The 23,486-nt window shown below is 58.7% G+C and carries 24 protein-coding genes; 12 read left to right on the top strand and 12 right to left on the bottom strand.

The window, feature by feature from the left end; all coding sequences use genetic code 11:
- Nucleotides 1-49: 49 nt before the first annotated feature.
- From JDEN_RS01750 to JDEN_RS01735, 4 genes are all read right to left on the bottom strand, one after another.
- Nucleotides 50-649 carry a nucleotide exchange factor GrpE gene (locus JDEN_RS01750; protein WP_015770648.1) on the bottom strand — a complete coding sequence of 200 codons (600 nt, stop codon included), beginning with the start codon at nt 647-649 and terminating at the stop codon, nt 50-52.
- Nucleotides 646-2,505, bottom strand: a complete 1,860-nt coding sequence (gene dnaK / locus JDEN_RS01745; RefSeq protein WP_015770647.1) for a molecular chaperone DnaK — start codon at nt 2,503-2,505, stop codon at nt 646-648. The genes JDEN_RS01750 and dnaK overlap by 4 nt, the downstream gene beginning before the upstream one ends.
- A 237-nt stretch (nt 2,506-2,742) precedes the next feature.
- Complete coding sequence (locus JDEN_RS01740) at nt 2,743-4,734, bottom strand: ABC transporter ATP-binding protein (protein WP_015770646.1); 1,992 nt, start codon at nt 4,732-4,734, stop codon at nt 2,743-2,745.
- Nucleotides 4,731-6,464 (bottom strand): ABC transporter ATP-binding protein, encoded by a 1,734-nt coding sequence (locus tag JDEN_RS01735; RefSeq protein ID WP_015770645.1) that lies wholly within the window; start codon nt 6,462-6,464, stop codon nt 4,731-4,733. The genes JDEN_RS01740 and JDEN_RS01735 overlap by 4 nt, the downstream gene beginning before the upstream one ends.
- A gap of 261 nt (nt 6,465-6,725) precedes the next feature.
- On the opposite strand from JDEN_RS01735, the gene JDEN_RS13770 reads away from it, so the two are divergent.
- Nucleotides 6,726-7,001, top strand: coding sequence for a hypothetical protein (locus JDEN_RS13770; protein ID WP_041287774.1), 276 nt, complete (start codon nt 6,726-6,728; stop codon nt 6,999-7,001).
- Nucleotides 6,944-7,279: a potassium transporter TrkG gene (locus JDEN_RS01725; RefSeq protein ID WP_226926614.1), complete on the top strand. Its 336-nt coding sequence runs from the start codon at nt 6,944-6,946 to the stop codon at nt 7,277-7,279. The genes JDEN_RS13770 and JDEN_RS01725 overlap by 58 nt, the downstream gene beginning before the upstream one ends.
- On the opposite strand, the gene JDEN_RS01720 is transcribed toward JDEN_RS01725, so the two are convergent.
- On the bottom strand, nt 7,250-7,801 hold the full coding sequence (locus tag JDEN_RS01720) for a MarR family winged helix-turn-helix transcriptional regulator (protein WP_015770644.1): 552 nt from the start codon (nt 7,799-7,801) through the stop codon (nt 7,250-7,252). The two genes, JDEN_RS01725 and JDEN_RS01720, sit on opposite strands and share 30 nt — an antisense overlap.
- A gap of 143 nt (nt 7,802-7,944) precedes the next feature.
- Between JDEN_RS01720 and idi the strand changes: the two genes are divergently transcribed.
- The 7 genes from idi to JDEN_RS01685 are packed head-to-tail and all read left to right on the top strand — an operon-like array spanning nt 7,945 to nt 13,660.
- On the top strand, nt 7,945-8,541 hold the full coding sequence (gene idi, locus JDEN_RS01715; RefSeq protein ID WP_015770643.1) for an isopentenyl-diphosphate Delta-isomerase: 597 nt from the start codon (nt 7,945-7,947) through the stop codon (nt 8,539-8,541).
- Nucleotides 8,531-9,568 (top strand): polyprenyl synthetase family protein, encoded by a 1,038-nt coding sequence (locus JDEN_RS01710; protein ID WP_015770642.1) that lies wholly within the window; start codon nt 8,531-8,533, stop codon nt 9,566-9,568. The genes idi and JDEN_RS01710 overlap by 11 nt, the downstream gene beginning before the upstream one ends.
- Nucleotides 9,565-10,503: a phytoene/squalene synthase family protein gene (locus JDEN_RS01705; protein ID WP_015770641.1), complete on the top strand. Its 939-nt coding sequence runs from the start codon at nt 9,565-9,567 to the stop codon at nt 10,501-10,503. The genes JDEN_RS01710 and JDEN_RS01705 overlap by 4 nt, the downstream gene beginning before the upstream one ends.
- A complete protein-coding gene (gene crtI, locus JDEN_RS01700; RefSeq protein WP_015770640.1) occupies nt 10,500-12,128 on the top strand; it encodes a phytoene desaturase family protein in 1,629 nt (542 codons plus the stop codon). The genes JDEN_RS01705 and crtI overlap by 4 nt, the downstream gene beginning before the upstream one ends.
- A 1-nt stretch (nt 12,129) precedes the next feature.
- Nucleotides 12,130-12,444, top strand: a complete 315-nt coding sequence (locus JDEN_RS01695; RefSeq protein ID WP_015770639.1) for a lycopene cyclase domain-containing protein — start codon at nt 12,130-12,132, stop codon at nt 12,442-12,444.
- Nucleotides 12,441-12,803 (top strand): lycopene cyclase domain-containing protein, encoded by a 363-nt coding sequence (locus tag JDEN_RS01690; RefSeq protein ID WP_015770638.1) that lies wholly within the window; start codon nt 12,441-12,443, stop codon nt 12,801-12,803. Before JDEN_RS01695 ends, JDEN_RS01690 begins: the two co-directional genes overlap by 4 nt.
- Nucleotides 12,800-13,660: a prenyltransferase gene (locus JDEN_RS01685; protein ID WP_015770637.1), complete on the top strand. Its 861-nt coding sequence runs from the start codon at nt 12,800-12,802 to the stop codon at nt 13,658-13,660. The genes JDEN_RS01690 and JDEN_RS01685 overlap by 4 nt, the downstream gene beginning before the upstream one ends.
- Before the next feature lie 12 nt (nt 13,661-13,672).
- Here JDEN_RS01685 and JDEN_RS01680 read toward each other — a convergent pair whose 3' ends face one another.
- From JDEN_RS01680 to JDEN_RS01670, 3 genes are all read right to left on the bottom strand, one after another.
- Nucleotides 13,673-14,017: a pyrimidine dimer DNA glycosylase/endonuclease V gene (locus JDEN_RS01680; RefSeq protein ID WP_015770636.1), complete on the bottom strand. Its 345-nt coding sequence runs from the start codon at nt 14,015-14,017 to the stop codon at nt 13,673-13,675.
- Nucleotides 14,014-16,122: an MMPL family transporter gene (locus JDEN_RS01675; protein ID WP_015770635.1), complete on the bottom strand. Its 2,109-nt coding sequence runs from the start codon at nt 16,120-16,122 to the stop codon at nt 14,014-14,016. Before JDEN_RS01675 ends, JDEN_RS01680 begins: the two co-directional genes overlap by 4 nt.
- A 146-nt stretch (nt 16,123-16,268) precedes the next feature.
- Nucleotides 16,269-16,694, bottom strand: a complete 426-nt coding sequence (locus tag JDEN_RS01670; RefSeq protein ID WP_015770634.1) for an Ohr family peroxiredoxin — start codon at nt 16,692-16,694, stop codon at nt 16,269-16,271.
- Nucleotides 16,695-16,853: 159 nt separating this feature from the next.
- Here JDEN_RS01670 and JDEN_RS14025 point away from each other — a divergent pair, with 159 nt between their 5' ends.
- The 3 genes from JDEN_RS14025 (at nt 16,854) to JDEN_RS13765 (ending at nt 19,041) form a co-directional block, all read left to right on the top strand.
- Nucleotides 16,854-18,434, top strand: coding sequence for a heparan-alpha-glucosaminide N-acetyltransferase domain-containing protein (locus JDEN_RS14025; RefSeq protein ID WP_169304087.1), 1,581 nt, complete (start codon nt 16,854-16,856; stop codon nt 18,432-18,434).
- A 138-nt stretch (nt 18,435-18,572) separates the two neighbouring features.
- Nucleotides 18,573-18,836: a GlsB/YeaQ/YmgE family stress response membrane protein gene (locus tag JDEN_RS01660; RefSeq protein WP_015770632.1), complete on the top strand. Its 264-nt coding sequence runs from the start codon at nt 18,573-18,575 to the stop codon at nt 18,834-18,836.
- 61 nt (nt 18,837-18,897) lie between these two features.
- Nucleotides 18,898-19,041, top strand: a complete 144-nt coding sequence (locus JDEN_RS13765) for a hypothetical protein (RefSeq protein ID WP_015770631.1) — start codon at nt 18,898-18,900, stop codon at nt 19,039-19,041.
- Between the two features lie 72 nt (nt 19,042-19,113).
- On the opposite strand, the gene JDEN_RS01655 is transcribed toward JDEN_RS13765, so the two are convergent.
- The 4 genes from JDEN_RS01655 to JDEN_RS01640 form a co-directional block, all read right to left on the bottom strand.
- Nucleotides 19,114-20,388: a peptidoglycan DD-metalloendopeptidase family protein gene (locus tag JDEN_RS01655; RefSeq protein ID WP_015770630.1), complete on the bottom strand. Its 1,275-nt coding sequence runs from the start codon at nt 20,386-20,388 to the stop codon at nt 19,114-19,116.
- Nucleotides 20,389-20,565: 177 nt separating this feature from the next.
- A complete protein-coding gene (locus tag JDEN_RS01650; protein WP_015770629.1) occupies nt 20,566-21,903 on the bottom strand; it encodes a pectate lyase in 1,338 nt (445 codons plus the stop codon).
- A gap of 278 nt (nt 21,904-22,181) precedes the next feature.
- The gene (locus tag JDEN_RS01645) at nt 22,182-22,622 is read right to left on the bottom strand and encodes a DUF1801 domain-containing protein (protein WP_015770628.1); all 441 of its coding nucleotides are present in this window, start codon (nt 22,620-22,622) and stop codon (nt 22,182-22,184) included.
- Nucleotides 22,623-22,834: 212 nt separating this feature from the next.
- Nucleotides 22,835-23,413 carry a VIT1/CCC1 transporter family protein gene (locus tag JDEN_RS01640; protein ID WP_105597236.1) on the bottom strand — a complete coding sequence of 193 codons (579 nt, stop codon included), beginning with the start codon at nt 23,411-23,413 and terminating at the stop codon, nt 22,835-22,837.
- Nucleotides 23,414-23,486 lie beyond the last annotated feature (73 nt).

The following is a 23,486-nucleotide window of genomic DNA, read 5'->3' as shown; positions in this document are numbered from 1 at the left end:
CAAGCGCGGGCGTCGATGATGACGCCCGCGCTGGTCGTGTGCGTGAGTGTCACGCGTCTTCTGGACCGGTCACCGCGACTCGGGCAGCCCGCACAACCCGTTCGTCGATGCGGTACCCCACTTCGATGACGTGTGTCACCGTGGTGGTTGTGGCCTCTGCGGAGGTTTGGTGCATGAGCGCTTCGTGGATTGTGGGATCAAAGTCTTCGCCCACTTCTCCGTACGAGGTGACACCGTAGCGGGTGAGAACCCCTTCCAGCTTGTCAGCGATGGCCTGGAAGGGGCCGGTGAGGTCACCGGCGGCCCGTGCCCGTGTGATGTCGTCAAGGACGGGAAGCAGTGCAGTGAGCACGTCTTCCGTGGCCCGTGATCGTGCTGCTTCCTGTTCCCGCTTGGCACGTTTGGTGTAGTTGACGTATTCAGCGTTCAGGCGTTGCAGGTCCGCGAGGTGGGAGGCTGCTTCTGCTTGCGCTTTGTCGAGGTCGGTGAGGACTTGGTCGTCCTCACTGTCCAGGTCCGCGCGAGCGTTCTCGTCTCCTTGCGGTGCATCACTGCGTGCACTGGTGGTTGGCTCAAAGTCGAGGTGTTCGATTGAGTCGTCCCCTTCGGCTGGCGTGTTGGCGTCAGGCTGTGGGTTCTCGTTGGTCACTTCTTGTCATCCTCCTCGTCGACGATTTCTGCGTCCACAACGTCCTCGTCTGCCGATGCGCTGCTTGCGTCTGCAGGTGCGTCGCCGTCTGCTGCTGCGGCTTGCTCCTGTGCGTACAGGGCTTCGCCGATCTTTTGCGAGGACGCAACAAGTGCTTCGTTCTTTGCCTTGATGTCGTCGATGTCGTCGCCTTCGAGCGCCTTCTTCAGGGCGTCAACGTCGCTGGAGACTGTGGTCTTGACGTCGTCGCTGAGCTTCTCGTCGTTTTCTTTGAGGAGCTTTTCCACCGAGTAGGCGAAGGACTCTGCCTGGTTGCGGGTTTCAGCGTCTTCACGGCGCTTCTTGTCTTCGGCGGCGTGTTCTTCGGCTTCGCGCACCATCCGGTCGATGTCTTCCTTGGGAAGGGAGGACCCACCGGTGATGGTCATGGATTGTTCCTTGCCGGTGCCCTTGTCTTTCGCGGACACGTGGACGATACCGTTAGCGTCGATGTCGAAGGTGACCTCGACTTGTGGCATTCCGCGTGGTGCTGGGGCGATGCCGGTGAGTTCAAAGGTGCCCAGTGGCTTGTTGTCGCGGGCGAATTCACGTTCACCTTGGAAGACTTGGATGAGCACGGAAGGCTGGTTGTCTTCTGCGGTGGAGAAAATTTCGCTGCGCTTGGTGGGGATCGCCGTGTTGCGCTCGATGAGCTTGGTCATGACGCCACCCTTGGTTTCAATCCCGAGGGACAGTGGGGTCACGTCAATGAGGAGGACGTCTTTACGTTCACCCTTGAGCACACCAGCTTGGAAGGCTGCACCCACGGCAACAACCTCGTCTGGGTTGACACCCTTGTTGGGTTCTTTTCCGCCGGTGAGTTCTTTGACCTTCTCGGTTACGGCTGGCATACGGGTGGAGCCACCAACAAGCACGATGTGGTCGATGTCGTTGACGGAGATGCCTGCATCTCGGATGACAGCGCGGAAGGGTGCTTCCGTCCGCTTGAGGAGGTCGTCGGTCATCTGCTCGAACTGGGCTCGGGTGAGCTTGGTGTCGAGGTGGATGGGGCCATTCTCGCTCATGGACAGGTACTGCATGGAGATGTTGGTTGACGTTGCAGAGGACAGTTCCTTTTTGGCTTGTTCTGCAGCTTCACGCAGGCGCTGGAGCGCGATCTTGTCTTTGGACAGGTCAACGCCGTCTGTTTTCTTGACCTCTTTGATGAGGTAGTCAACGATGGCTTTGTCCCAGTCGTCTCCACCGAGGCGGTTGTCACCGGAGGTGGCGCGCACCTGGATGGTAGAGAAGTCGTCTTCGTCTTTTCCTACTTCAAGCAGCGAGACGTCGAAGGTTCCCCCACCAAGGTCGAACACGAGGATGAGTTCGTCTTCTTTGCCCTTTTCCAGACCGTAGGCCAGTGCTGCGGCGGTGGGCTCGTTGACGATGCGCAGAACGTTGAGGCCTGCGATTTGTCCGGCATCTTTGGTTGCTTGACGTTCTGCGTCGTTGAAGTACGCAGGAACGGTGATCACAGCGTCGGTGACAGGTTCGCCGAGGTATTCTTCAGCGTCTCGCTTGAGCTTGCCAAGGATACGGGCAGAGATTTCCTGCGCGGTGTACTGTTTGTCGTCGATCTCTTGACTCCAGTCGGTGCCCATGTGGCGCTTGACGGAGGAGATGGTGCGGTCAACGTTGGTGACTGCTTGACGCTTGGCGATTTCACCGACAAGTACTTCACCGGTTTTGGAGAATGCAACAACCGATGGGGTGGTGCGCATACCTTCTGCGTTGGCGATGACGGTGGGTTCGCCACCTTCAAGGACAGCAACGCAGGAGTTTGTGGTTCCGAGGTCAATTCCTACTGCACGGGCCATGAGGATCCCTTCCTTCTGGGTGAGGTGTTGCGTCGTGGGAGGCGGGTTCGTGACCGACCGCCCGAGCAACCAATTCTTGAGTCGTCCGCACTCAAGTTTGCTCTTGTTTGGGCTGTCATGCAAGTCCTAAGCATCAAACTTGAGTCTATCTCACTCAACTTTGAGAATCGATGTTCTATTCCCAGACATGACAACGGCTGGGCACCACGCTCGCTGCGTGGCACCCAGCCGCACCATTCACGCCAATGTTTCGGCGTCGTCGCTGACCGCAGCCTGCGCGAATTGTGACTGATAGAGGCGGTAATACGCCCCCTCGCGAGCAATCAGTTCCTCGTGGTTTCCCTTCTCTACAATCCGCCCATGCTCCATCACAAGGATCATGTCAGCATCACGAATCGTGGATAACCGGTGGGCAATGACAAAGGATGTCCGCCCCTGGCGTAATGCCGCCATCGCGTGCTGGAGGAGCAGTTCAGTGCGAGTGTCCACCGACGACGTCGCCTCATCAAGGATGAGCACGGAAGGTTGCGACACAAAGGCACGAGCAATGGTGATGAGCTGGCGCTCCCCTGCCGACAAGTTCGATGCGTCTTCATCAAGTTCGGTGTCGTACCCATCAGGCAACGAGTGCACGAACCGGTCCACATAGGTGGCTTTTGCAGCCGCAACAATGTCCTCATCAGAAGCGGTCGCTTTGCCATAGCGAATGTTTTCCCGGATTGTGCCAGCAAACAACCACGGGTCCTGCAACACCATTCCGGTAGTAGCCCGCACATCATGGCGGGTGAGCTCAGCAATATCCTGACCGTTGATGACAATACGGCCACCATCGAGTTCATAGAACCGCATGATGAGGTTCACGAGCGTCGTCTTGCCTGCACCGGTTGGCCCGACAATAGCCACGGTCTGCCCTGGTGCGACAGTAAATGACAAGTCCTCAATCAACGGCTGATCAGGTCGGTACGAAAACGCGACGTGGTCAAACTCAATGGTGCCATCCCCGTGGGCGGGAGCAGGCGCATCGGCGGGTTCCTCACTTTCCTCCTCGACATCAAGGAGAGCGAACACTCGCTCGGCTGACGCAGTGCCTGACTGAATGACCGCGGCCATCCCACCCAACTCAGACAATGGCTGAGTGAACTGCTGGGAATACTGAATAAACGCCTGCACATCCCCCAACCGCATTTGCCCACTAGCCACAGCGACACCACCCATGACGGCAATACCCACGTAAGTGAGGTTCCCAATGAACATCATCGACGGCATCATCGTGTTGGCAAGGAACTGCGCTTTGAACGAGGCCTCATACAATTCCTCGTTCTCGGCGCGGAACGCCTCAACGCTGGCACGTTCGCGCCCATAGACCTTCATCAGTGCATGACCAGAAAACGATTCCTCAACTCGGGCGTTCAGGCGGCCTACTTTGCGCCACTGGGTGGAGAAGGCTTTTTGTGATCGTGGCCCGATGACCCCGAAGATGATCGCCATCAGCGGGAGCGACACCAGGGCAACCAGGGTGAGCTGCCACGAGATGGTCAGCATCATGATGACCACGCCAAGAACCGTGAGCACTGAGGTCACCACCGTGGACAGTGACTGTTGCATCATTTGGGTGATGTTGTCGATGTCGTTGGTCACCCGCGAGATCAGTTCTCCACGTTGCACCTGGTCAAAGTAGGATAAGGGGAGCCGGTGGATCTTGTTTTCTACATCTCGCCGTAACCGCCACATGGTTCGAACCATGATGACGTTGATGACATATCCTTGAATCCACATGAGCAGTGCCGCCACGACATACAACCCCAGTGCGAGAACGATGAGCTCTCCAAGGCGCGTGAAATCAATACCTTGACCAGGAATGATGTCCATGGCAGACACAACATTGGCAAAATCGTCTTGCCCTTGGGTACGCAAGCCTTCAACGACTTGGTCTTTCGTGGCACCGCTAGGCAGTTGCCGGGACACGAACCCTTCAAACACCACGTTTGTGGCGTTTCCCAGCACGCGTGGGGTGAGAACAGACAACACCACACCGATGGCGCCAAGGAGGGACACCCCGATGAACGCCCACGCGTAGGGGCGCAGCAGACCAATGAGTCGTGCGAAACTCTTCCCAAAGTTCGCGGGTTTCCCTGGGGCCACGCCCCCACCCCAGTCGTCAGCAGCGATGCGCGCCTGTTCTGCTTGTGCGTCGTCGTTGGTGGGGTCGATCGGCTCTGTTGTACTCATCGGGTAGCCTCCGCGCCTTGCTGTGATTCCACGATTTCTTGGTAGGTCGTGCAGGTGGCAAGCAATTCCTCGTGAGTGCCTGTGCCCACGATGGTGCCGTCATCCAGGACGATAATGGTGTCTGCCTGGGTGATGGTGGAGACCCGTTGAGCAACAACCACTTTGGTGACATCTGGCAGAGCGCTCCATAGTGCGGCCCGTAGGTTGGCGTCGGTGGTGAGGTCGAGCGCGGAGAAGGAGTCGTCGAAAATGAGGATGTCGGGTTGGTGAATGATCGCCCGGGCGATGGCCAGACGTTGACGTTGCCCGCCGGACACGTTGGTTCCCCCCTGGGCGATGTGGGAGTCGAGTTCGTTGTCTTTCTCCCGAACGAAGTCAGCAGCTTGTGCAATCGTGAGTGCCTCCCACAGTTCCTCGTCTGTGGCATTGTCGCGACCAAAACGAAGGTTGCTGGCGATTGTGCCGGAGAAGAGGAAGGGTTTTTGGGGAACAAGCCCGATGGTGTTCCACAGGGCGTCTATGTCGGCATCGCGCACGTCTACACCGTGGAGTTGCACGCTGCCACCGGTGACATCAAACAGGCGGGGCAACAACGAGATGAGGGTGGTTTTCCCGGCCCCCGTGGACCCCACAATGGCCAGGGTCTCGCCCTTGTTCACGTGGACGTTAATGTTCGTCACGATCGGGTGGTCGGCACCGGGGTAAGCGAACTCGACGTCTGTGAGGGTGATGGCACCGCGGTCCGGGAACTCGGTGATGCCCTGGTCAGGCCGGGTGACGGTGCTTGACGTTGCGAGTACCTCGTTGATGCGTTCGGCGGAGACCGCTGCTCGCGGGATCATCATGGTCATGAACGTGGCCATGAGAACGCCCATGAGAATGGTCATGATGTATTGCATGAAGGCAAACAGCGTTCCGATTTGCACGGTCCCGTTGTCAACCTCGAGAGCCCCAAACCACACGACCCCCACGACTGTGACGTTGAGGACGAGCATGGCCAGCGGGAAGAGAAGCACGAACAGCGACCCAATTTTCCGCCCCACGACCATAATGTCAGTGTTGGCATCATTGAATCGATCTTTTTCGACAGGTTCACGCACAAACGCACGGATCACTCGGATTCCGGTGAGTTGTTCACGCATGATGCGGTTGATGGTGTCGAGTTTGCCCTGGAAGCTGCGGAACAGAGGAACCATACGGGAGATAATCACGATCGCGATGGTGAGCAGCACCGGGACAGAAACCGCAATAAGCCAGGACAACCCCACATCCTGACGCAACGCCATAATGATGCCACCCAGGGCAAGCATCGGAGCGGTGACCAGGAATGTTGCGGTCATCATCGCGAGCATTTGTACTTGCTGGACGTCATTGGTGTTTCGGGTAATGAGTGACCCGGCACCAAAGTGGGTGACTTCCCGTTCGGAGAATCCGACCACACGGTGGAAGACATCGTTGCGGATGTCCCGACCAAGCCGCATCGCGGCTTTCGCGGCGAGATACATCGCGATGATGGAGCACGTGATCTGCCCAAAGGAGATGGCGAGCATGAGGGAACCGGTGCGCCAAATGTAGGCGGTGTCTCCCAACGCAACACCGTTGTCCACAATGTTGGCGTTCAGGGAAGGCAGGTAGAGCGTGGCCATAGCGGAGAGGAACTGGAAAAACAGCACCCCCGCGACGAGGCGCCAGTAGGGGCGCAGATAGGTGATGAGGGTGCGTCTGAGCATGGGGGTCCTCGCCTTGCGTGTGAGCATCACTGGGTGGGTGCGGGACGGCGACTGCGGGTGCCTGGTCCATCGGTGAGCTTACTCCTTTGTTCTGACACGATCGAGACTTTTTTGGGGTTCCCCGCACCGGGGCAGACCAACCGTGATCGACGAGACACCTTTGTGATGACGTGGGTCCGATGACAGCCAGTTGGAGTTGTGGCAGAGTTCTTCGATGGAGTTGCACGCGGTTGAGCATGCACATGGCTCGGAAGGACCGTCATGGTCGCCCGGTTCACAACCTGGTTGTGGCAGGCACGCACTGGGGTGTCACGCCTAGCTCGAAGCTACCCGTCACACATGATTCTCACCTCCTACGCTGGTGTGATTGCGTGTTCCACCGGGTTATTGATGCTTCCGGTGGCTCACCGTGCGGGTGAGGACACCGAGTTTGTTGATGCGCTGTTTACCGCAACATCGGCGGTTGCGGTGACCGGGATGTGGAGTCGTTTCGGCGGCGTATTCCCACTGATATTTTGCGGCTCGCGGTCGCCGTGACAGCGTTGTCAGCAACTCTCATTATTGCGGCGAGTATGGCCATTTTGGAGATCAGCGGGTTGCGCCTTGATGTGGTGTTGTTTGAGGTGATCTCCGCGTATGCGACCACTGGATTGTCGACAGGGATTACCGCCGCGTTGCCGGATAGCGCTCACCTGATCCTTGTGGTGTTGATGTTCGCGGGCCGCGTGGGAACGATGACGTTTGCTGCTGCTCTGACGTTGCGGACACGGACCCGTGCACGCAGGTTACCTGCGGACCGCGTCTTGGTTGGTTAGCTGGTCAGTCAGCGCATCACGAAGTGGTTCGATGTCACCGGAACGGTCGAAGAGGTCAGCCATGGAGTGCAGGAACATGGCGATCGCTCGTTGTTCTCCGGGGGTGAATTCGTAGATGATCTCTTCCATGTCGCGGTGCATGGGGGCAAGTCGGTCTTTGACTTCGGTGTGAGCATGGTCTGTTGCTTGGATGGTCACCGAGCGGCGGTCGGCTGGGTGGGGCACTCTGGTGAGATGACCGGATCGTTCGAGCCGGTCCAGCAGTTTTGTTGTCGATGCGGTGGAGATGTCGAGTTCGTCAGCAAGTTCGCGGGGGTGCAAGGGGGCTCCGTGTCGCTGCGCTGCAATGACCGCTTGGAGTGCTTGCATGTCTGTTTTGTTCATTCCCATGCCGTCGGCCATGCGTTTGCGCATGGCCGCGTTGGCGCGGCGAAATCGACGGATTCCATCGAGGACATCGTGGACGTGGTCGCGGTCGGGGTACCAGTAGGGGGTGTTGGGTGCGGGGGTTGGTTCCTGCATGAGCCCTCCATGATGTGCATGTTTGTTGTGGTCGTGCGCGGATGGGCATTGCGCTTGTCACCCACCATCATCTACTCTAGCCTAACTAGTAACTAGCCTGGCTAACTATTTCAGCCTTTGCCGCACGACGCAGGGAGCGACAAGTGACGACCACCCCGCACGACGCGTACCACCCCCCACATCACCACAGCACCAACGCCACCAACCACGACGTGGTCATCCTGCTTGACGAGGACCACCAGGCCATCGGCACCGCACCGCGCGCAACCGTGCACACCCCCACCACACCACGCCACCTCGCGTTTTCCTGCTACCTCCTCAACGATGACGGTGAACTCCTCGTCACTCGCAGAGCTTTAAGTAAGAAAACCTGGCCCGGAGTGTGGACAAACTCGTTTTGCGGCCACCCACGACCGGGTGAATCTTTCCACGACGCCCTCACCCGCTACGCACAACTCGAACTAGGCATCACAGACATCCACTCCATCAGTGTTGCCCTACCCGACTTTGAGTACACCGCCACAGACGCCAGCGGCATTATCGAAAACGAGTACTGCCCCGTCTTTTACGCTCGCACCTCCCAACAACCCACCCCCAACCCCGACGAAGTTGCCGAATACGCGTGGACGCCGTTCCCCACCTATGTCCATGCCGCATCGATCACCCCATTTCTCCTGAGCCCCTGGTCAGTTGCCCAAACCGCCCAACTTCACAATCGCGGAGGCACCCATGTCCGTTGAACCCACAACCCGCCCAGATACGGACCTCTCCGCATCCCTGAGCACCACCGCATCGGCTGCAATCAGCGACTTCCACACTCAGCTTTCTCAGGCACATGGACGTGGCCGTCAGATCCGCCCCCGCCTCTTCCTTGAGGTGTATGCGGCACTATCCCACCGGGAAAAGCACCCACACCTGCGAGTGACGGAGCGCCCAGAAATTCAGCAGGTTGCACACGCCATCGAGCTCCTTCACACGTCGTTCCTCATCCACGATGACGTCATCGATCACGACACGATGCGGCGCGGACACACGAACATCAACGGGCATTTTGAGTTGGTTGCCCTCTCGAGCGGGGCATCGGCAGCGGACGCACACACGTTAGGGAACACTGCCGGGATCCTTGGTGGTGTGCTAGCCCTCACCGAAGCGCTCATGCAGGTGGCGGCCCTCGATTTCCCGCACCGCCAACGCCAACGTCTCCTTACCGCATTCCAGGAAGCAATCTCGCTGTCAGCACTCGGTGAACTCCTGGACGTTCATTCCGCGACCATCCCGGCCCCCACCCCCATGACGGACACCATCACCATTGCGGAACTGAAAACCGCAGAGTACTCCTTTGTTCTACCCATGCGGCTTGCAGCAATGATGGCCGACGACGCAAACACGGACGCTCTTGCTGGGGTTGGCCGCCACCTTGGTGTGGCCTACCAGCTTCACGACGACCTCAACGGCGTGTTCGCCCCAACCTCTGTCACTGGCAAAGAAGTTGGTGCTGACCTGCGCGAAAACAAGGACACTTTGCTCATTGCACACGCCCGGACAACCGATGCATGGCCGGAATTGGAACGGCTACTGGGACCAACGATCACCCCGTTGGGTGTCATGCGTGCGCAAGAGCTCCTCATTGAGGCCGGCTCGGCACGTTTTATGGAACAGCAGATCCGTGACCACCTGCGCATCGCTATGACCACAGCCCACGAGCACAACCTTGAGACAAGTGATATTCCTATACTCAACGAACTGCTCGAAGGGCTCGCGTCATGACCAGCAAAGCCACAACTCCCCAAGCCCTGTATCAGCGCGCCGCCCAGGACGCAGCGCACACGGTGATCCGGCAGTATTCCACAAGTTTCGGGGTTGCTACCGCGATGCTTACCGAGCCTGTGCGCACTCATGTGCGCAACATTTACGCACTTGTGCGCGTGGCCGACGAAATCGTGGATGGAAGCTTCGATCCGGCACCCATCCCCCACCTCACTGCGGCACTTGATGCGCTTGAAGCGGAGGTTGCCCAGGCCATGGACCGCGGGTTTTCCACGAACCTCATTGTGCATGCGTTTGCTCATACAGCAGTAACCTGTGGCATCACGGACGCTGAGATCGCCCCGTTTTTCGCCTCCATGCGCCGTGACCTCGGGGACCCGTATTACACTGCTGAGGAGCTGTCGACCTACATTTACGGGTCCGCTGAGGTCATTGGGATGATGTGTTTGCGCGCGTTTGCTCAGGCACCTGATGTCGCTCCCACACAGCGCTCCACCCTGGTCGCTGACAATATTGACGCAGCGCGCGCTCTTGGGGCGGCATTCCAAAAGATCAATTTCCTGCGAGATTTGGCCGCAGATCAAGGCGAATTAGGGCGCTATTACTTCCCCGACGTTGCGGCAAAAGGTCTCACAGAACCGGTCAAGAACAAGATCCTCGCCGACATTGAGCACGACCTTGACGTTGCCCGACAAGGCATTGCACGCCTTCCCGGTTCCTCGCGTGGCGCGGTCAAGGCAGCCTATTTACTCTTCACCTCCCTCACTCGGAAACTGCGGCGCGCCTCATGTGACGAGTTGCGCACCCGCCGTCTTCGCCTCACCACTCCCCATAAAGCCGTGGTGCTGGCCCGGTCAGCGCTCCCCACCACACCCCGCCCCCGCATCCAGCATTCTGCTGGGTGGACTGATTCGAAGGCACTGACACACCCATGAACACACCATCACCACGCATCGCCGTGATCGGCGGTGGGCTGGCAGGACTATCCACAGCCGCCCTCCTTGCAAAAAACGGTTTGACCGTGGACTTATATGAGAAAAATAGCGACCTGGGCGGGCGATGTGGGGTGTGGGAAACCGACGGGTACCTGTTTGACACAGGCCCGTCGTGGTACCTCATGCCCGAGGTGTTCGATAAGTTTTTCCACGATGTAGGAACATCCACTGCCGAGCAACTCAATCTCACCACCCTCACCCCCGGTTACCGGGTGTTCACCGAGAACCACCCTGTTCCCGTTGATGTGACCAGCGGCCAGGCAGAAGAGCTGTTTGATTCGTTGGAGGCTCGTGGCGGGGACAAACTTCGCGCCTACCTTGACTCTGCGTCCAGTACCTACAAGCTCGCCCTTGACCACTTTTTATACACCGATTTCCGCACCGTAAAACCGTTTTTTGATCGGGAGATCACCAGCCGAGTCGGGGAACTTCCCACTTTGCTCGGGACATCACTGAACACGTTCATTAATAAGCGGTTTTCACACCCGGTCTTACGCCAGATTTTGGGCTACCACGCCGTGTTTTTGGGGACCAGCCCAGACCGCGCTCCTGCGATGTACCATCTCATGAGCCACCTGGACCTGGTTGACGGTGTGCAATACCCACAGGGCGGGTTCATGAGCATCATTAGGGCGATCGAAAAGATCGCCCTCGACCTTGGTGTGACCATTCACCGGGGTGCGAACGTGACCCGCATCCTCACCACCGACAACCCCACCCCCACCAGTCGGGCTGGGCTCACCGCTAGTGCGCAGCGCATCGTCCATCAGGTTGCCGGGTCTCGACTCTCGTCACATACCGGGTACCGCACCCGCACCGTGGTGGGCCTTCAGACCGAAAACGGCGAGGGTCAGCGCACCACCTACGACGCTGACATCATTGTGGGCGCAACTGACCTTCACCACTTGGAAACCCAGCTCCTCTCCCCCGAAGAGCAGTCCTACCCGCAGGAATATTGGGATAAAAAAGACCCTGGTCCGGGTAGCGTGTTGGTTCACCTTGGGGTCCGTGGTGAGGTACCTGAACTCACCCACCACAACCTGTTCTTCGTCAAAGACTGGGACGAGAATTTTGACGCGATTTATGGGAAGAACAAACACCTGCCCAACCCTGCGTCGTTGTATGTGTGTAAACCTTCCCACAGCGACCCGGATGTGGCACCGGACGGGCACGAGAACGTGTTTATTTTGGTTCCTGTCCCGGCCGACCCCGGTCTTGGGCATGGTGGGCGTGACGGCGACGGTGACGCCCTCGTGGAGCAGGCAGCAGACGCCGCGATTGCGCAGGTCGCTGCCTGGGCGAAGATCCCTGACCTGGCGCAGCGCATCGTGTTGCGTCGCACGGTCGGTCCCGCCGATTTTGTCACTGACGTGAACGCGTGGTCTGGTGGGGCGCTGGGCCCGGCTCACACTCTTGCGCAGTCGGCAATGTTCCGTACAACGAACCGGTCCCGGCTTGTTGATGGCCTGTGGTATGCCGGTGGGTCCACGATCCCGGGGATCGGGCTACCGATGTGCATCATCAGTGCTGACATCGCCACGCGCGGGATCCTCGCGGAGATTTAACGTGGCCGGTGTGTACCTTGCGGCGATCCTCACGTCTCACGTGGGGATCGCTCTTCTTGACGCTCGGTGGAAGCTTGCTGTGTGGGCGCGACCTCGCCCAGCGCTCGTGGCAATCGCTGCCCTCACCGTCCTCTTTGTTGCTATTGATGTCCTGGCGATCACCATGGGGCTTTATGGGTTAGGGGAATCCCCGGCGTTGCTTGGGTGGAACCTTGCCCCACATTTCCCGGTGGAGGAACTCTTTTTTATTGTGTTCTTGTCCCACCTGTCGTTGGTGGGGTTTGGGGCCATGATGACGGTGGTGAACCGGTCATGACGTATCCGGTGTTGGCGTTGATGTCGATCGCGGTTGCTGGGGTGGTTGCGGCGGTTGCGTACCGAGTTGCGGCGCACTATCGCGCGATTCCACGTCGTTTTTGGTGGGCTGTGGCTGGCAGCATCGTTGTGTTGTGTGTGTTGACGGTTGTGTTTGACTCAGTGATGATCGCGGCAGACCTGTTCCGTTATGACGAGTCGAAGCTGTCTGGTGTTCGTTTGTGGTTGGCCCCCATTGAGGATTTGGGGTGGCCGGTGGCTGCTGGGCTTGCTGGTCCCTGTGTGTTTCTTGCTGTCGATGCGGTGGCTCGCCACCGCGCATCTCGTGCTGTTCCGCCCTCGTATGAAGGACCGAAGTGACCCAACTTTTTGCCACGTCCCGCCCGTTTTCGTGGATTAATACTGCTTACCCATTTGCTGCGGCGTATTTGTTGGCTGGTGGGCGTGATTGGGTGTTCTTCACTGTCCTCACTGTGTTTTTCTTGATCCCGTATAACTTGGCCATGTATGGCATCAACGACGTGTTCGATTATGAGTCTGATCTGCGAAATCCGCGTAAGACGGGCATGGAAGGGATCGTGTTGGACCGGTCCATGCACCGCACGACCCTGGTCGCTACTGTCGTGACATGCACCCCTTTCATCGTGTACACGCTCGCTGTCACGTCGTGGCCGGCACGGGTTGTGTTCCTCACCTCGTGTTTCGCGGTGGTTGCGTATTCGGTGGTGGGGTTACGTTTCAAGGAACGTCCGTTTCTTGATTCGGTCACGTCGTCCTACCACTTTGTGTCCCCTGCGTTGTTTGGCGTGGTTGCTGTTGGCGCACCGCTGACTGGTGTGACCGGGTGGGTGTTGGCTGCATTCTTCGCCTGGGGGATGGCTTCACATGCGTTTGGGGCTATTCAGGATGTGCATGCGGACCGGGAGGCGGGAATTGGCTCTATTGCCACTGTTGTGGGCGCTCGGGTTACTGCTCGTTTCACTGTGATGTTGTATGTGGTGTCCGCAGTGTGTCTGCTGGCTAGCGGCCAGGGCGCTGTCATGGTGTGTGCTGTTGTTCCGTTGTTGTATGTGGCGTCCACGGTTCAGTATTGGTCGGTTGACGATGCGCACGCCACCGTGACCCGCCGCGGTTGGCGGCGGTTCATGTGGCTGAATCTTCTTTCTGGGTTCATCATTACCCAGGTCATTCTCGTCAACGCTTTCGTTGTGTCCTAGCGCATTGGTTGGCTAGACCTTTTCCCACTCTTCAATGGGGCCCTCAACCACGGTGAATAGCCGATGTGCGGGTGGGGTGAACTGTTTCGCCTCGAATGTTGGGTACATGGTAGTGAGGTGTTCCAGTGTGTGCGGGCTGCGTTGGGTGAGTTTGGTGATGAGGTGGTTTTTTTCGTACCGCAGTTGACCGTCGGTGACGGTCAACTGGGTGGGGTGGGTGGATCGTTGCGCGGTGATGCGTGACCGGTCGAACCGGTACCCGCGGTGGTCGGCTTCGTCTGCGAGCAGGGTTTCTCGCCAGCAGGCCACGAGGGCCTGCCGGTCGAGAAGCGTTGGGTGAAGACTCCAGATCCTCATGACGCGGCTGGTTCCTTTGCTTCCAGGTCAGGGCGTGGCACGGGGGTGAAGTCGGGTCGTGAGAGTTTGCTGGGCCACCATAGGGCACGACCCAACTCGTGGGACAGTGCTGGCACGAGAAGGGTGCGCACAAGCAACGTGTCGAGCAAGACACCGAACGCCACGATGAACGCGATTTGCACGAGGAACAGCACCGGGATCACCGCGAGCGCGGTGAAGGTTGCGGCCAGGACGATACCTGCGGAGGTGATGACGCTTCCGGTGATGGAGAGTCCTCGGGTGATGCCGTCGTGGAGGCCGTGGTGGAGGATTTCTTCGCGTACTCGGGTCATGAGGAAGATGTTGTAGTCAATGCCGAGTGCGACGAGGAAGACGAACGCGAAGAGTGGGACGGCTGGTTCGGCTCCGGGGAAGTCGAAGACGTGGTTGAACATCCAGGCGGAGACTCCCAGGGCGGTGCCGAAGGACAGGACCACGGTGGCGATGAGGATGAGTGGTGCGACAACGGCTCGGAGGAGTGCACCGAGGATGAGGACGATGACGAGCAACACGATGGGGATGATGAGGTTGCGGTCTCGGATGGAGGCGTTGTCGGAGTCGATGGCGGTGGCTGTGGTTCCGCCTACGTAGGTGCCGTCGGGCATGTCAGCGCGGATGGCGGTGACGGTGTCTTTGGCGGCTTGGGAGTCTGAGGCGTCGGTGAGGGTGACGGAAATGAGGGCGTCACCTTGGTTGATGGTGGGTTCGTTGACGTTTGCGACACCGTTGATTGTGTTGAGGGTGGTGGTGATGTCCTCAATGTTGTTTTCGGTGGTGAGGATGTAGGTGGGTGATCCGGTTCCTCCGGGGAAGTGTTCGGAGAGTTTTTGTTGTCCTTCTCGTGCTTGGGAGTAGCCGATGACGAGGTCGGAGGAGGAGATGCCGTCTGCTTTGAGTTGGAGAACGCCGAGGCTTCCGACGATGAGGATGAGGGTGGAGGTGACCCAGACGAGGCGGGGACGGCGGGCAACGAGTTGTGGGGTCCGCGCCCAGATACCTTTGGTGGGTAGTGGTGAGTGGTTGGGGTCGACGTGTGGTTTGCGGGGCCAGAATGCGGTGCGTCCGAAGAGGAAGAGGATGGCGGGCAGGAGTGTGAACGCGGCGAGCATGGAAAAGACGATGCCGGTTGCTGCGACGGGTGCGAGGATCCGGTTGGATTCGAGGTCGGAGAGCAGGAGGCATAGTAGTCCGGCGATGACTGTTCCGCCGGAGGCGAGGATGGGTTCCACTGATCCGCGGATTGCGGCTTTGGTGGCGGTGAGTTTGTTGTCGTAGTTGCGGAGTTCTTCGCGGTAGCGTGCGGTGTAGAGCAGGCCGTAGTCGGTGGCGGCACCGATGACGAGGATGAACAGGATGCCTTGGGTTTGTGATGACAGGAGGAAGACGCCTTGTTGGGCGAGGACGAAGACGACTCCGAGGGCTGCGGCGAGCGCGAAGATGGAGGTGGCGAGGACTGCGAAGGGGAGGATAGGTGAGCGGTAGACCACGATAAGGATGATGAGCACGGTGATGAGTGCTGCGGCGAGGAGGATTCCGTCGATTCCAGCGAATGCAGTGGAGAGGTCGGCGGTGAGTCCTGCTGGTCCGGTCACGTAGACGTCGAGGGTGTCTGGTAGGGCTTTGATGAGGTGGTCGCGTAGTTCGGTGACTTGTTGTGCGGTTTCTCCTTCCGCGTCGAGGGCGATGAAGGCTTGGGCTGCTTCGCCGTCTTGTGCGGGGATGGCGGGGCTTGGGTCTCCGATGGCTCCGATGTCGGTTGCTGCTTGGGCGACGGCTTCGGTGATGGTTTGGAGGTCTGGGCCTGCGACTTGTTCGCCGTCAGCGGCGGTGACGAGGACGATGGCGGGGATGGTGTCGTCGCCGAGGAAGCGGGGGAGTTCTTCTTGGACTCGGGTAGCGCCAGCGGAGCTGGGGAGGAATTGGGTTTGGTCGTTGGTGGAGACTTCTTCGACTCGTCCAAAGAGCGGCCCACCGAAAGCGGCTGCTCCGAGCCAGACGATGACGAGGATGAGTGGGGTGATGTAGGTGCGCCATTGTCGTGCTGGACGTGAGGATGTCGTTGCCACGTTGTGCTCCGTTCGGTGAGGGGCTGGGAGAGCAACCGCATCTACCTTGCCAAGTAAGTAACTAGATAGGCTAACTATTCATTACTGTAGCGCACAAAGGGCCCAACCACCTAGGTTGAGCCCTTCACAACGTGTGATGTCGCGCATCACGACACGACGCGCAACTCCACCTCCGCGTTCCCACGAGTCACCCGCGAATACGGGCACTTCTCATGAGCAGCAGCAAGCAACTCATGCGCCTCCTTGTCATCAACCCCAGGAAACTCCCCCTCAATGACAACAGTAAAGAAAAACCCAGAATCAAACTCACCATTGAGCGCCACCTCAACAGTGACAGCCGACTCACCCACATCAACCTTCCGCGACCGAGCAATCGCCTTCACTGCCCCATGGAAACACGACGCCCACGCAGCCGCGAACAACTGCTCAGGGTTACTTCCCGGCCCGTCATCGCCACCAAGTCCAGCAGGCACTGACAACTCAAGGTCAATCTTCTGGTCCTGTGTGGCAACACGACCAACACGGCCCCCACCCCACGACGTCGCACTCGTCACATACTTCGGGTCAGACATGCTCACTCCTTCTGACAACTTGATTGCATGGCACCTTCGATCCTGCCACCACACCACCCACCTGTCCTGTCGAACACCACCCACCAACACGTGACAACGTCCGCAATATCCCCTCTCAGGATGATGCGCCCCGATGCGCCACATACCTATCATCACAACGTGACATCACCATCCACACCCGTGGTACCAGCGCCAACCACCACACAACCACGCCAAGCAGCCACCCCACCACACCTCACCAACACCCAACGGCTCCTAGGCATCGACCTCGCCCGAGGTCTCGCGCTCATCGGAATGATGGCAGCACACTTCATGCTGTCCACCACCCCCGAACTCCTGAACCCCACCACCTGGGGCGGACTAGTCAACGGACGATCCTCCATCCTCTTCGCCACCCTCGCAGGCGTCTCACTCGCCCTCACCACAGGCCGCACCACACCACCCACCGGCGACGACCTCATCGCCGCACGCGGAAAAATCCTCATCCGCGGCGCCACCATCTACGTCATTGGAGCCTTCCTCACCGCCCTTGACACCCCCATCGCCGTCATCCTCCAAACCTACGGAATCCTCTTCGCCCTCGCCGTCCCATTCCTCACCCTCACACGGCGCACCCTCATCCTCATCGCCATCCCCCTCACCATTGTTGGACCATTACTCACCTACAGCCTGACCAGCGCAAGCAACCTCTTCCTCCTCAGCCTGCCCCTACCCGAATCCCTCTTCAACCCCTCCTACCCGGCGTTATCCTGGATGCCCTTCATCCTTACGGGCATGGCCATCGGCCGCACCAACCTCACCCTCAAGAAAACCCAAGCAGGACTCGTCGCACTCGGAGTTGCACTCGCAGTCATCGGGTACAGCTCAGTGACACTCACCTCCATGACAGCCGAAGCACTAAGCACCGAATCCAGCAACACAGCCAAAGACGACGACAACACCACAGACATTGAGACCCCATACATCGACGATCAGGAATACGGCACCGCCACACTCGAGGACCTTGAACCAGGCCAGTTCCTTGTCAACGGCTTCGTCCGCGACGAAATCAACCTCGAAGGACTCGAATGCACCGACTCCACCTACACCGACTCCACCACTGATCAACGTGATGTGAACTGCTACCGCTACGAGGAACTCTCCACCCCCACCGAATCCACGGAGAACATCGACCTCAATGAGGTCATCCTCGCCCCCGTCCGCGACCTCGCAACAACCTGGGCCACCGCAGACCCCCACTCAGCCACACCACACGAAATCGTCGGATCCGGCGGATTCGCCATCGCTGTCGTTGGCCTGTGCCTGCTCATCGCCCACGCTGCGCGTTACGTGCTCTACCCCATCATCGCCATGGGCTCCATGTCGCTCACCATCTACTCCCTCCACGTCCTGACCTACCGGTTCATGCAAGAAACAGTCATGATGTCTGGACAATTCACCTGGGGACTATGGCTCGGGTCAATCATTGCGCTCGCTGGTTTCGCGTCCTTGTGGCGCATGAAGTTCACCAAAGGCCCTCTCGAACGGGGGGTGAACACCATCATCCGAGCGACCACCCCTCATGGGGAATGCTCCCCGATGACAGATTCGCGATTTTCTGCTAACAGCAAGTCTGCCAGCGGTTTTGACGCATCGACAGATGTCAAGAAACCGCAGGAACTCGCGGAAAGTTCACCCGCACAACACGGAACTGGGGATCCTGACCCCACCAACCAGGAACAATGCAAGGACACACCATAGGTCAAAGAATTAGTTTCGCAACCGCTCACGCATAATGTGCACACTCCCTCCCCACGTGACAGAGTTTTGGTTGTTGGCACAACGCCTTCACGTTTGACCTTCATGGCGCCAACGCCTTCAACGAAAGGGAACATGACTATGAGCATCATCAGCTGGATCCTCATCGGCCTCATCATGGGAGCTATTGCACGTGCGGTTCTTCCTGGGCGCGCAGCGGGCGGCTGGGTGATCACACTCGTCATTGGTGTGCTGGGTGCACTCCTTGGTGGGTGGCTCGCGGGGGCTCTGTTCGGAGTTGATGCGAACGATGGTTTCTTTGACCTTGCAACCTGGTTGTGGGCCTTCCTTGGTTCACTTCTCGTCCTTGTTATCTGGGGCGCAGTATCTGGCCGTAAGAAGTAACGGCCTCTTCTCCCTCACGCAAGTTGGGCACCTACTCCACGCGAGTAGGTGCCCAACTTGCGTGTGGCAGACACGACTGACTCCCGGCTCCCCTTCACCTGTGCAGGTGCCTGCGGGGCGCACTGAAGCGCTCGTTGGTATGGCGGTGAGTTTTGTTAGCGCCATTCTTTATCTTGTTGCGATCGTCTTTTTTACGTACTACTGATCGGCAAAGTCACCCGGGTGTCGCAGAGCCTTGCCCCAGCATTGTTGTGGTGGGCTTAGAGCGTTGTAGACCCTAGTTGACGATGCGGTTGACGCTGACGTACGTGATGTGCGCGGCAGGAACCCACCCTTTGTTGCCACCGACGGTGATGTAGGTCCACCCGTGTTCGCTGGTGATGGGTGAGATTGTTTTCTTCTTTGCCAGGTTGGTCACGGCTTTGCCGTTGGCCCACGCGGTCGTGCGCATGGTGGTGGGTGTGGTGATGCGGTGGCGTTTGTCGATGAGGCGCACTGTTTTTGGTGGTAGCCAGCCGGTGGTTCCGCTGACGGTTACTTTGGCCCAGCCGTTCTTTTTCACGCTGATCAACTTCATGCGGGTACCGGACGCCAGGGTGCGCTTCTTTGCCGATGTGCTGCTGGCTTTGGAGCGGAGTACCACCTTTTTTGCGGCACTGTAGTAGCGCACTTTTGTGGTTGCGCGTGGGACTGCGGCCTTGGTGGGTTGGACTGACCCAATGGCCACCCACCCGGTTTTGCCTTTGACAGTGACGGGGATGAACCCGTTGCTCGCTTGTCCTGGGGTGTGCGTGAGGACCGCGTTGGGCACCAGGGTTGTGGTGGCTTTCGCGGTGGCTGATGGTGAGGTACGCAGGGCCACGTAGAGCGGCGTGTAGTAGGTGCAGCTCTTGGGTTTTTTCACGCTGGACACGGCGGTGGCGTTGGCACGTAGATCGATTCCTCGGTCTTTGAGGAACGTGACGGGGTTGACTGCGGTTCCGGTTCCGTGGAATTTGTCGCGCCAGATTTCGAGGTGAAGGTGGGGGGCGGTGGATGCACCGGAGGATCCGACGAGCCCTATTTTTTGCCCTGCGGTAACCCTGTCGCCGACTTTCACGTATTTTTTGGCGTTCCACACGTGGACGTACACGGAAAAGTAGGTGCGTTTCCCAACCTTATGCTCCACCCCGATGTATCCCGCTCGGGTGTTGGTTCCATTGACGGTGTATTTCACGACCCCGTCGGCAATGGCGTAGATTTTCGCGTTGTTGGGTGCGGCAAGGTCTTCGCCTAGGTGCATTGTTGATCCGCCGCGTACAGGGATACAGCGTGCCCCATAGGTGGAGGACACCCGGTAGGTTTTGGTTTTCAGCGGGTAGGCCCAGTCGTTGGCAGCGGTGGTCGCTGTTGCCAGGGGTGCCTCACTGGTGGCTGCTGTGACAACTGGTTGCCCGGTGATGGGTGGGGTTGCTGTTGCGGCCCCTGCTGTGGTGATGGTCAGTGTTGCTGTGATGACCGATGCGATGAGTGCGTAGCGCAGCGTGCGGCGCGTAATGTGGTGTTCCCCCATGCTTCCCCCTGTCGGCGTTGACGCAGAGTTGTTAAGGAAAACTCTGCCGTCAACGCCCTGTGCGTACTAGGTGGAGAAAGGGTGAAGAATACAGTGGCTCCCGCCCACACATGGTGGACGGGAGCCGGTGCACATCACGGTGCGCGCATTCGCGCTGGTCCTTGGGGACTGTGAGCGTTAGTCGCGGTAGGTGATGTCCTTGTCCGAGTAGTTGCAGGCACTCGATGGACCGGAGGCGACCTTCTTCGGTTCACCCTTGGTCACACCTTTGTACTCTTCACAGATCGCGATCTTGCGCTTGGAGTCGCCCACGATGGTGACGTTGCGGATGGTGGCTTTGTCACCAAGGTTGGAGTTGATACCCACCAGTGACTTGCCTGGTGCGGTCACCATGATGTTGTCAATCTCCACGGACCGCGCGTACTGGGTTGAGCAGTTACCGCAGGAGCGGAAGACTTTACCGAAGTCTTCGATTTGGACGTTCTTGATGACCATTTTGCCTGGGCCGTTGTGCTGGAAGACTTTGTCGTCAGCAGAGCGCGCCCCACCACCGTTGATGGTCATGACTTGACCAGAGATTTTGCCCTTTTGTGTAGCGGCGTCTTCACCAACGTTTTCCCACCACACGTTTTCGATGGTGCAGGTTCCCTTGCAGTGGATGCCGTCACCAGCGCCTTCACCGATGATGACGTTCTTGATCGTGGCACCATCTTCGAGTTCAAACATGGCGGGTTGAGATTCGTCTTGGCTACCGTCGGAGATGCCGTAGTAGCGGACCATTTTCCCGTCAAGACCTGACTTGGGAACCTTGATGGTGGAGGACACCTTCTTGCTTGATGCAGCCTTAGGCCACGCAGCGAATTGACCGTCAGCCTTACCGGTGTCACCAGAGTTGTTTCCACCAGTGTTGCCGGTGTCACCAGAGTTGCTACCGCCGGTGTTCCCTGAGGTGGACACTGGGATGAGTTTCCACTGTTGGTTGTACTGGTTCTTGTTGGACAACACAGTGATTGATGCGAAGTCCGCTTTGGACCGGTCAGTGACGGTCACGGCACCGTTGTTCGCACGGTTGATGAGGCGAACGTGTTCACCGTTGTTGGAGTCCACGAGCTTGAACTGCTGGTTGTACCGGTCGTTGCGGTCCCACTGCTTGAATGGGGTGCCGTCTGCGGTTTTGTTCTCCCACAGGTCGATGACCTTGCCGGAGTGCCGGTTTTCGATCACGTAGTAGCCGCTACCAACGGAGATGAAACGCCATTGTTGCCAGGCGCCGTCGTTGCGGGTGTACTGCTGGAGTTCACCGCCAGCTGCGGTGGAGAAGTTCGCGACCTCGAGAGCTTTCCCACTTTGGTGGTTTTCCAGTACATACCACTTGTTGGTGTCAACCGATGCTGCCTGGGCTGGGGTGGCAACAGCCAACCCAACAGCCCCGGTGAGCGCAACAGCGAGCGCTGCGCTCCATGCGGCTTTCAGGGTGCGGGCGAAACGCCGGCCTCCTTGTGCCTGGTGTGTCATTGTTCCTCCTGTGTCGGTGTCCGGCGTCCGTCTAGCCGCCGGGCAGGGGGGTGCTTGTGTGACACTGCCCCCTTCGGTGCGGCACGGTCACACGGATGGGGAAGGTGTGACCGCGCACAGCAACCTGTTTGTGACCTTACCGAGACCTTTGGGGTGACCACATGGGCACTGCTCACTAGGTCTAGTCCCCGGTGACCACTGACCACCACGGGCGCGTCATGGCTGGTCCTGCGTCACTGGCGGGGCGACAACACAGGGTTGTCACAGATCGCGCCCTGTCATGGGCGCGCTGAGGAGGTGTGCAGTTCCTTCATCACTGTGTCGAAAGAGCGTTCAAGGATTTCGGTGAGGACTCCGTGATCAACCGCATCAAGTCGCGTGATGTACAAGCAGGACACGGTCGTGCGATGAGGTCCTAACCGGGTGAGTTGGCAGGCATGCCGGTCACATCCTTCTGGAAGGTACACGGTCAAAGCGCGGGAGCGCGGAGAGAAACCGGCGGCTGCCGCGGTTCCGGTGCGGCCGGTGGCGTACCGGTAATAGTAGGACCCGAACCCAATGATGCTGCTCCCCCACAACACCGGTTCGTGACCGGTGATTGCCCGGTAGATCGGGAGAAGTTCCCATGCTTCACGCTGTCTGACCTCACGGTCGAGCTGGTTGATGAAGTCCTCGACAGGTACGTCTGTTGGTTGGGTCAGGTTGTCGGTGGTGGCCACGCTGCCATCCCTCTTTTCTCACATCTGTTCTCAAGATCTCTTGGTCAAGGTTTCTTGAGCATCCTGTGCTGTTCCCGTGACCACACCCAATGCACCCATTCAGAGGCCACTCAACACCACCGACCCGGAATGCATCCGCGTAATCACCCACCCCTTGCATATCACGCTCCTGGAATACCTGCTCGAGGTACACCGGGCAGGGCGGGTTGCTGCTACGCGACAGTCACGCCAAAGAGTGACCCCACAGCAAACGTCAATGCCAGTGTGAGGCTTCCCCCCACAACAACCCGGGTAATCGCTCGTGGAACGTTCGCTCCACCGAGTCGCGCCCCTGTTCCCCCGGTTAACACCAGTGCAATGAGAACAGCTCCGACGGTGACCGGTATTTTCCAGCCACCGGGGACAACAATGACTGCAAGAAAAGGAAGTAATGCGCCGGCAACAAATGCAAGAGCAGACGCAATTGCCGCATGCCACGGGTTGACAATTTCGTCGGCCGGGACGGGTACCCGCGATGCGCGTTGCGCGTCACGAGCAGACGACACAGACACGTATTCACCCAGCGCCATCGACAATGCCCCACCCACAAGGGCAGCTAAACCAGAGGCAATGATGAGCGTGTTATTTGAGGTGGCAGCCGCAACACCGACAACAACAGCAGCCACAGACACGATCCCGTCGTTCGCGCCCAAAACACCTGCGCGCAACCAGTTGAGGTGAGCGGCAGAAGGCCCTTGGTCATCGCGGGGCTCGTTCACAACAGTTCCTGGGGTCATATCTATCGTTGCCATAAATTCATGGAAACATAAATAGACACCCAATTCTAGAAAGGGAAGCATGGCCTAAAAAGAAAAAGGCGTGCCT

This window comes from Jonesia denitrificans DSM 20603 (assembly GCF_000024065.1).
In the GTDB taxonomy this organism is placed as follows: Bacteria; Actinomycetota; Actinomycetes; order Actinomycetales; family Cellulomonadaceae; genus Jonesia; species Jonesia denitrificans.
Note: the sequence above shows the minus strand (reverse complement) of the source record. Positions and strands in the feature narration are given on the sequence as shown.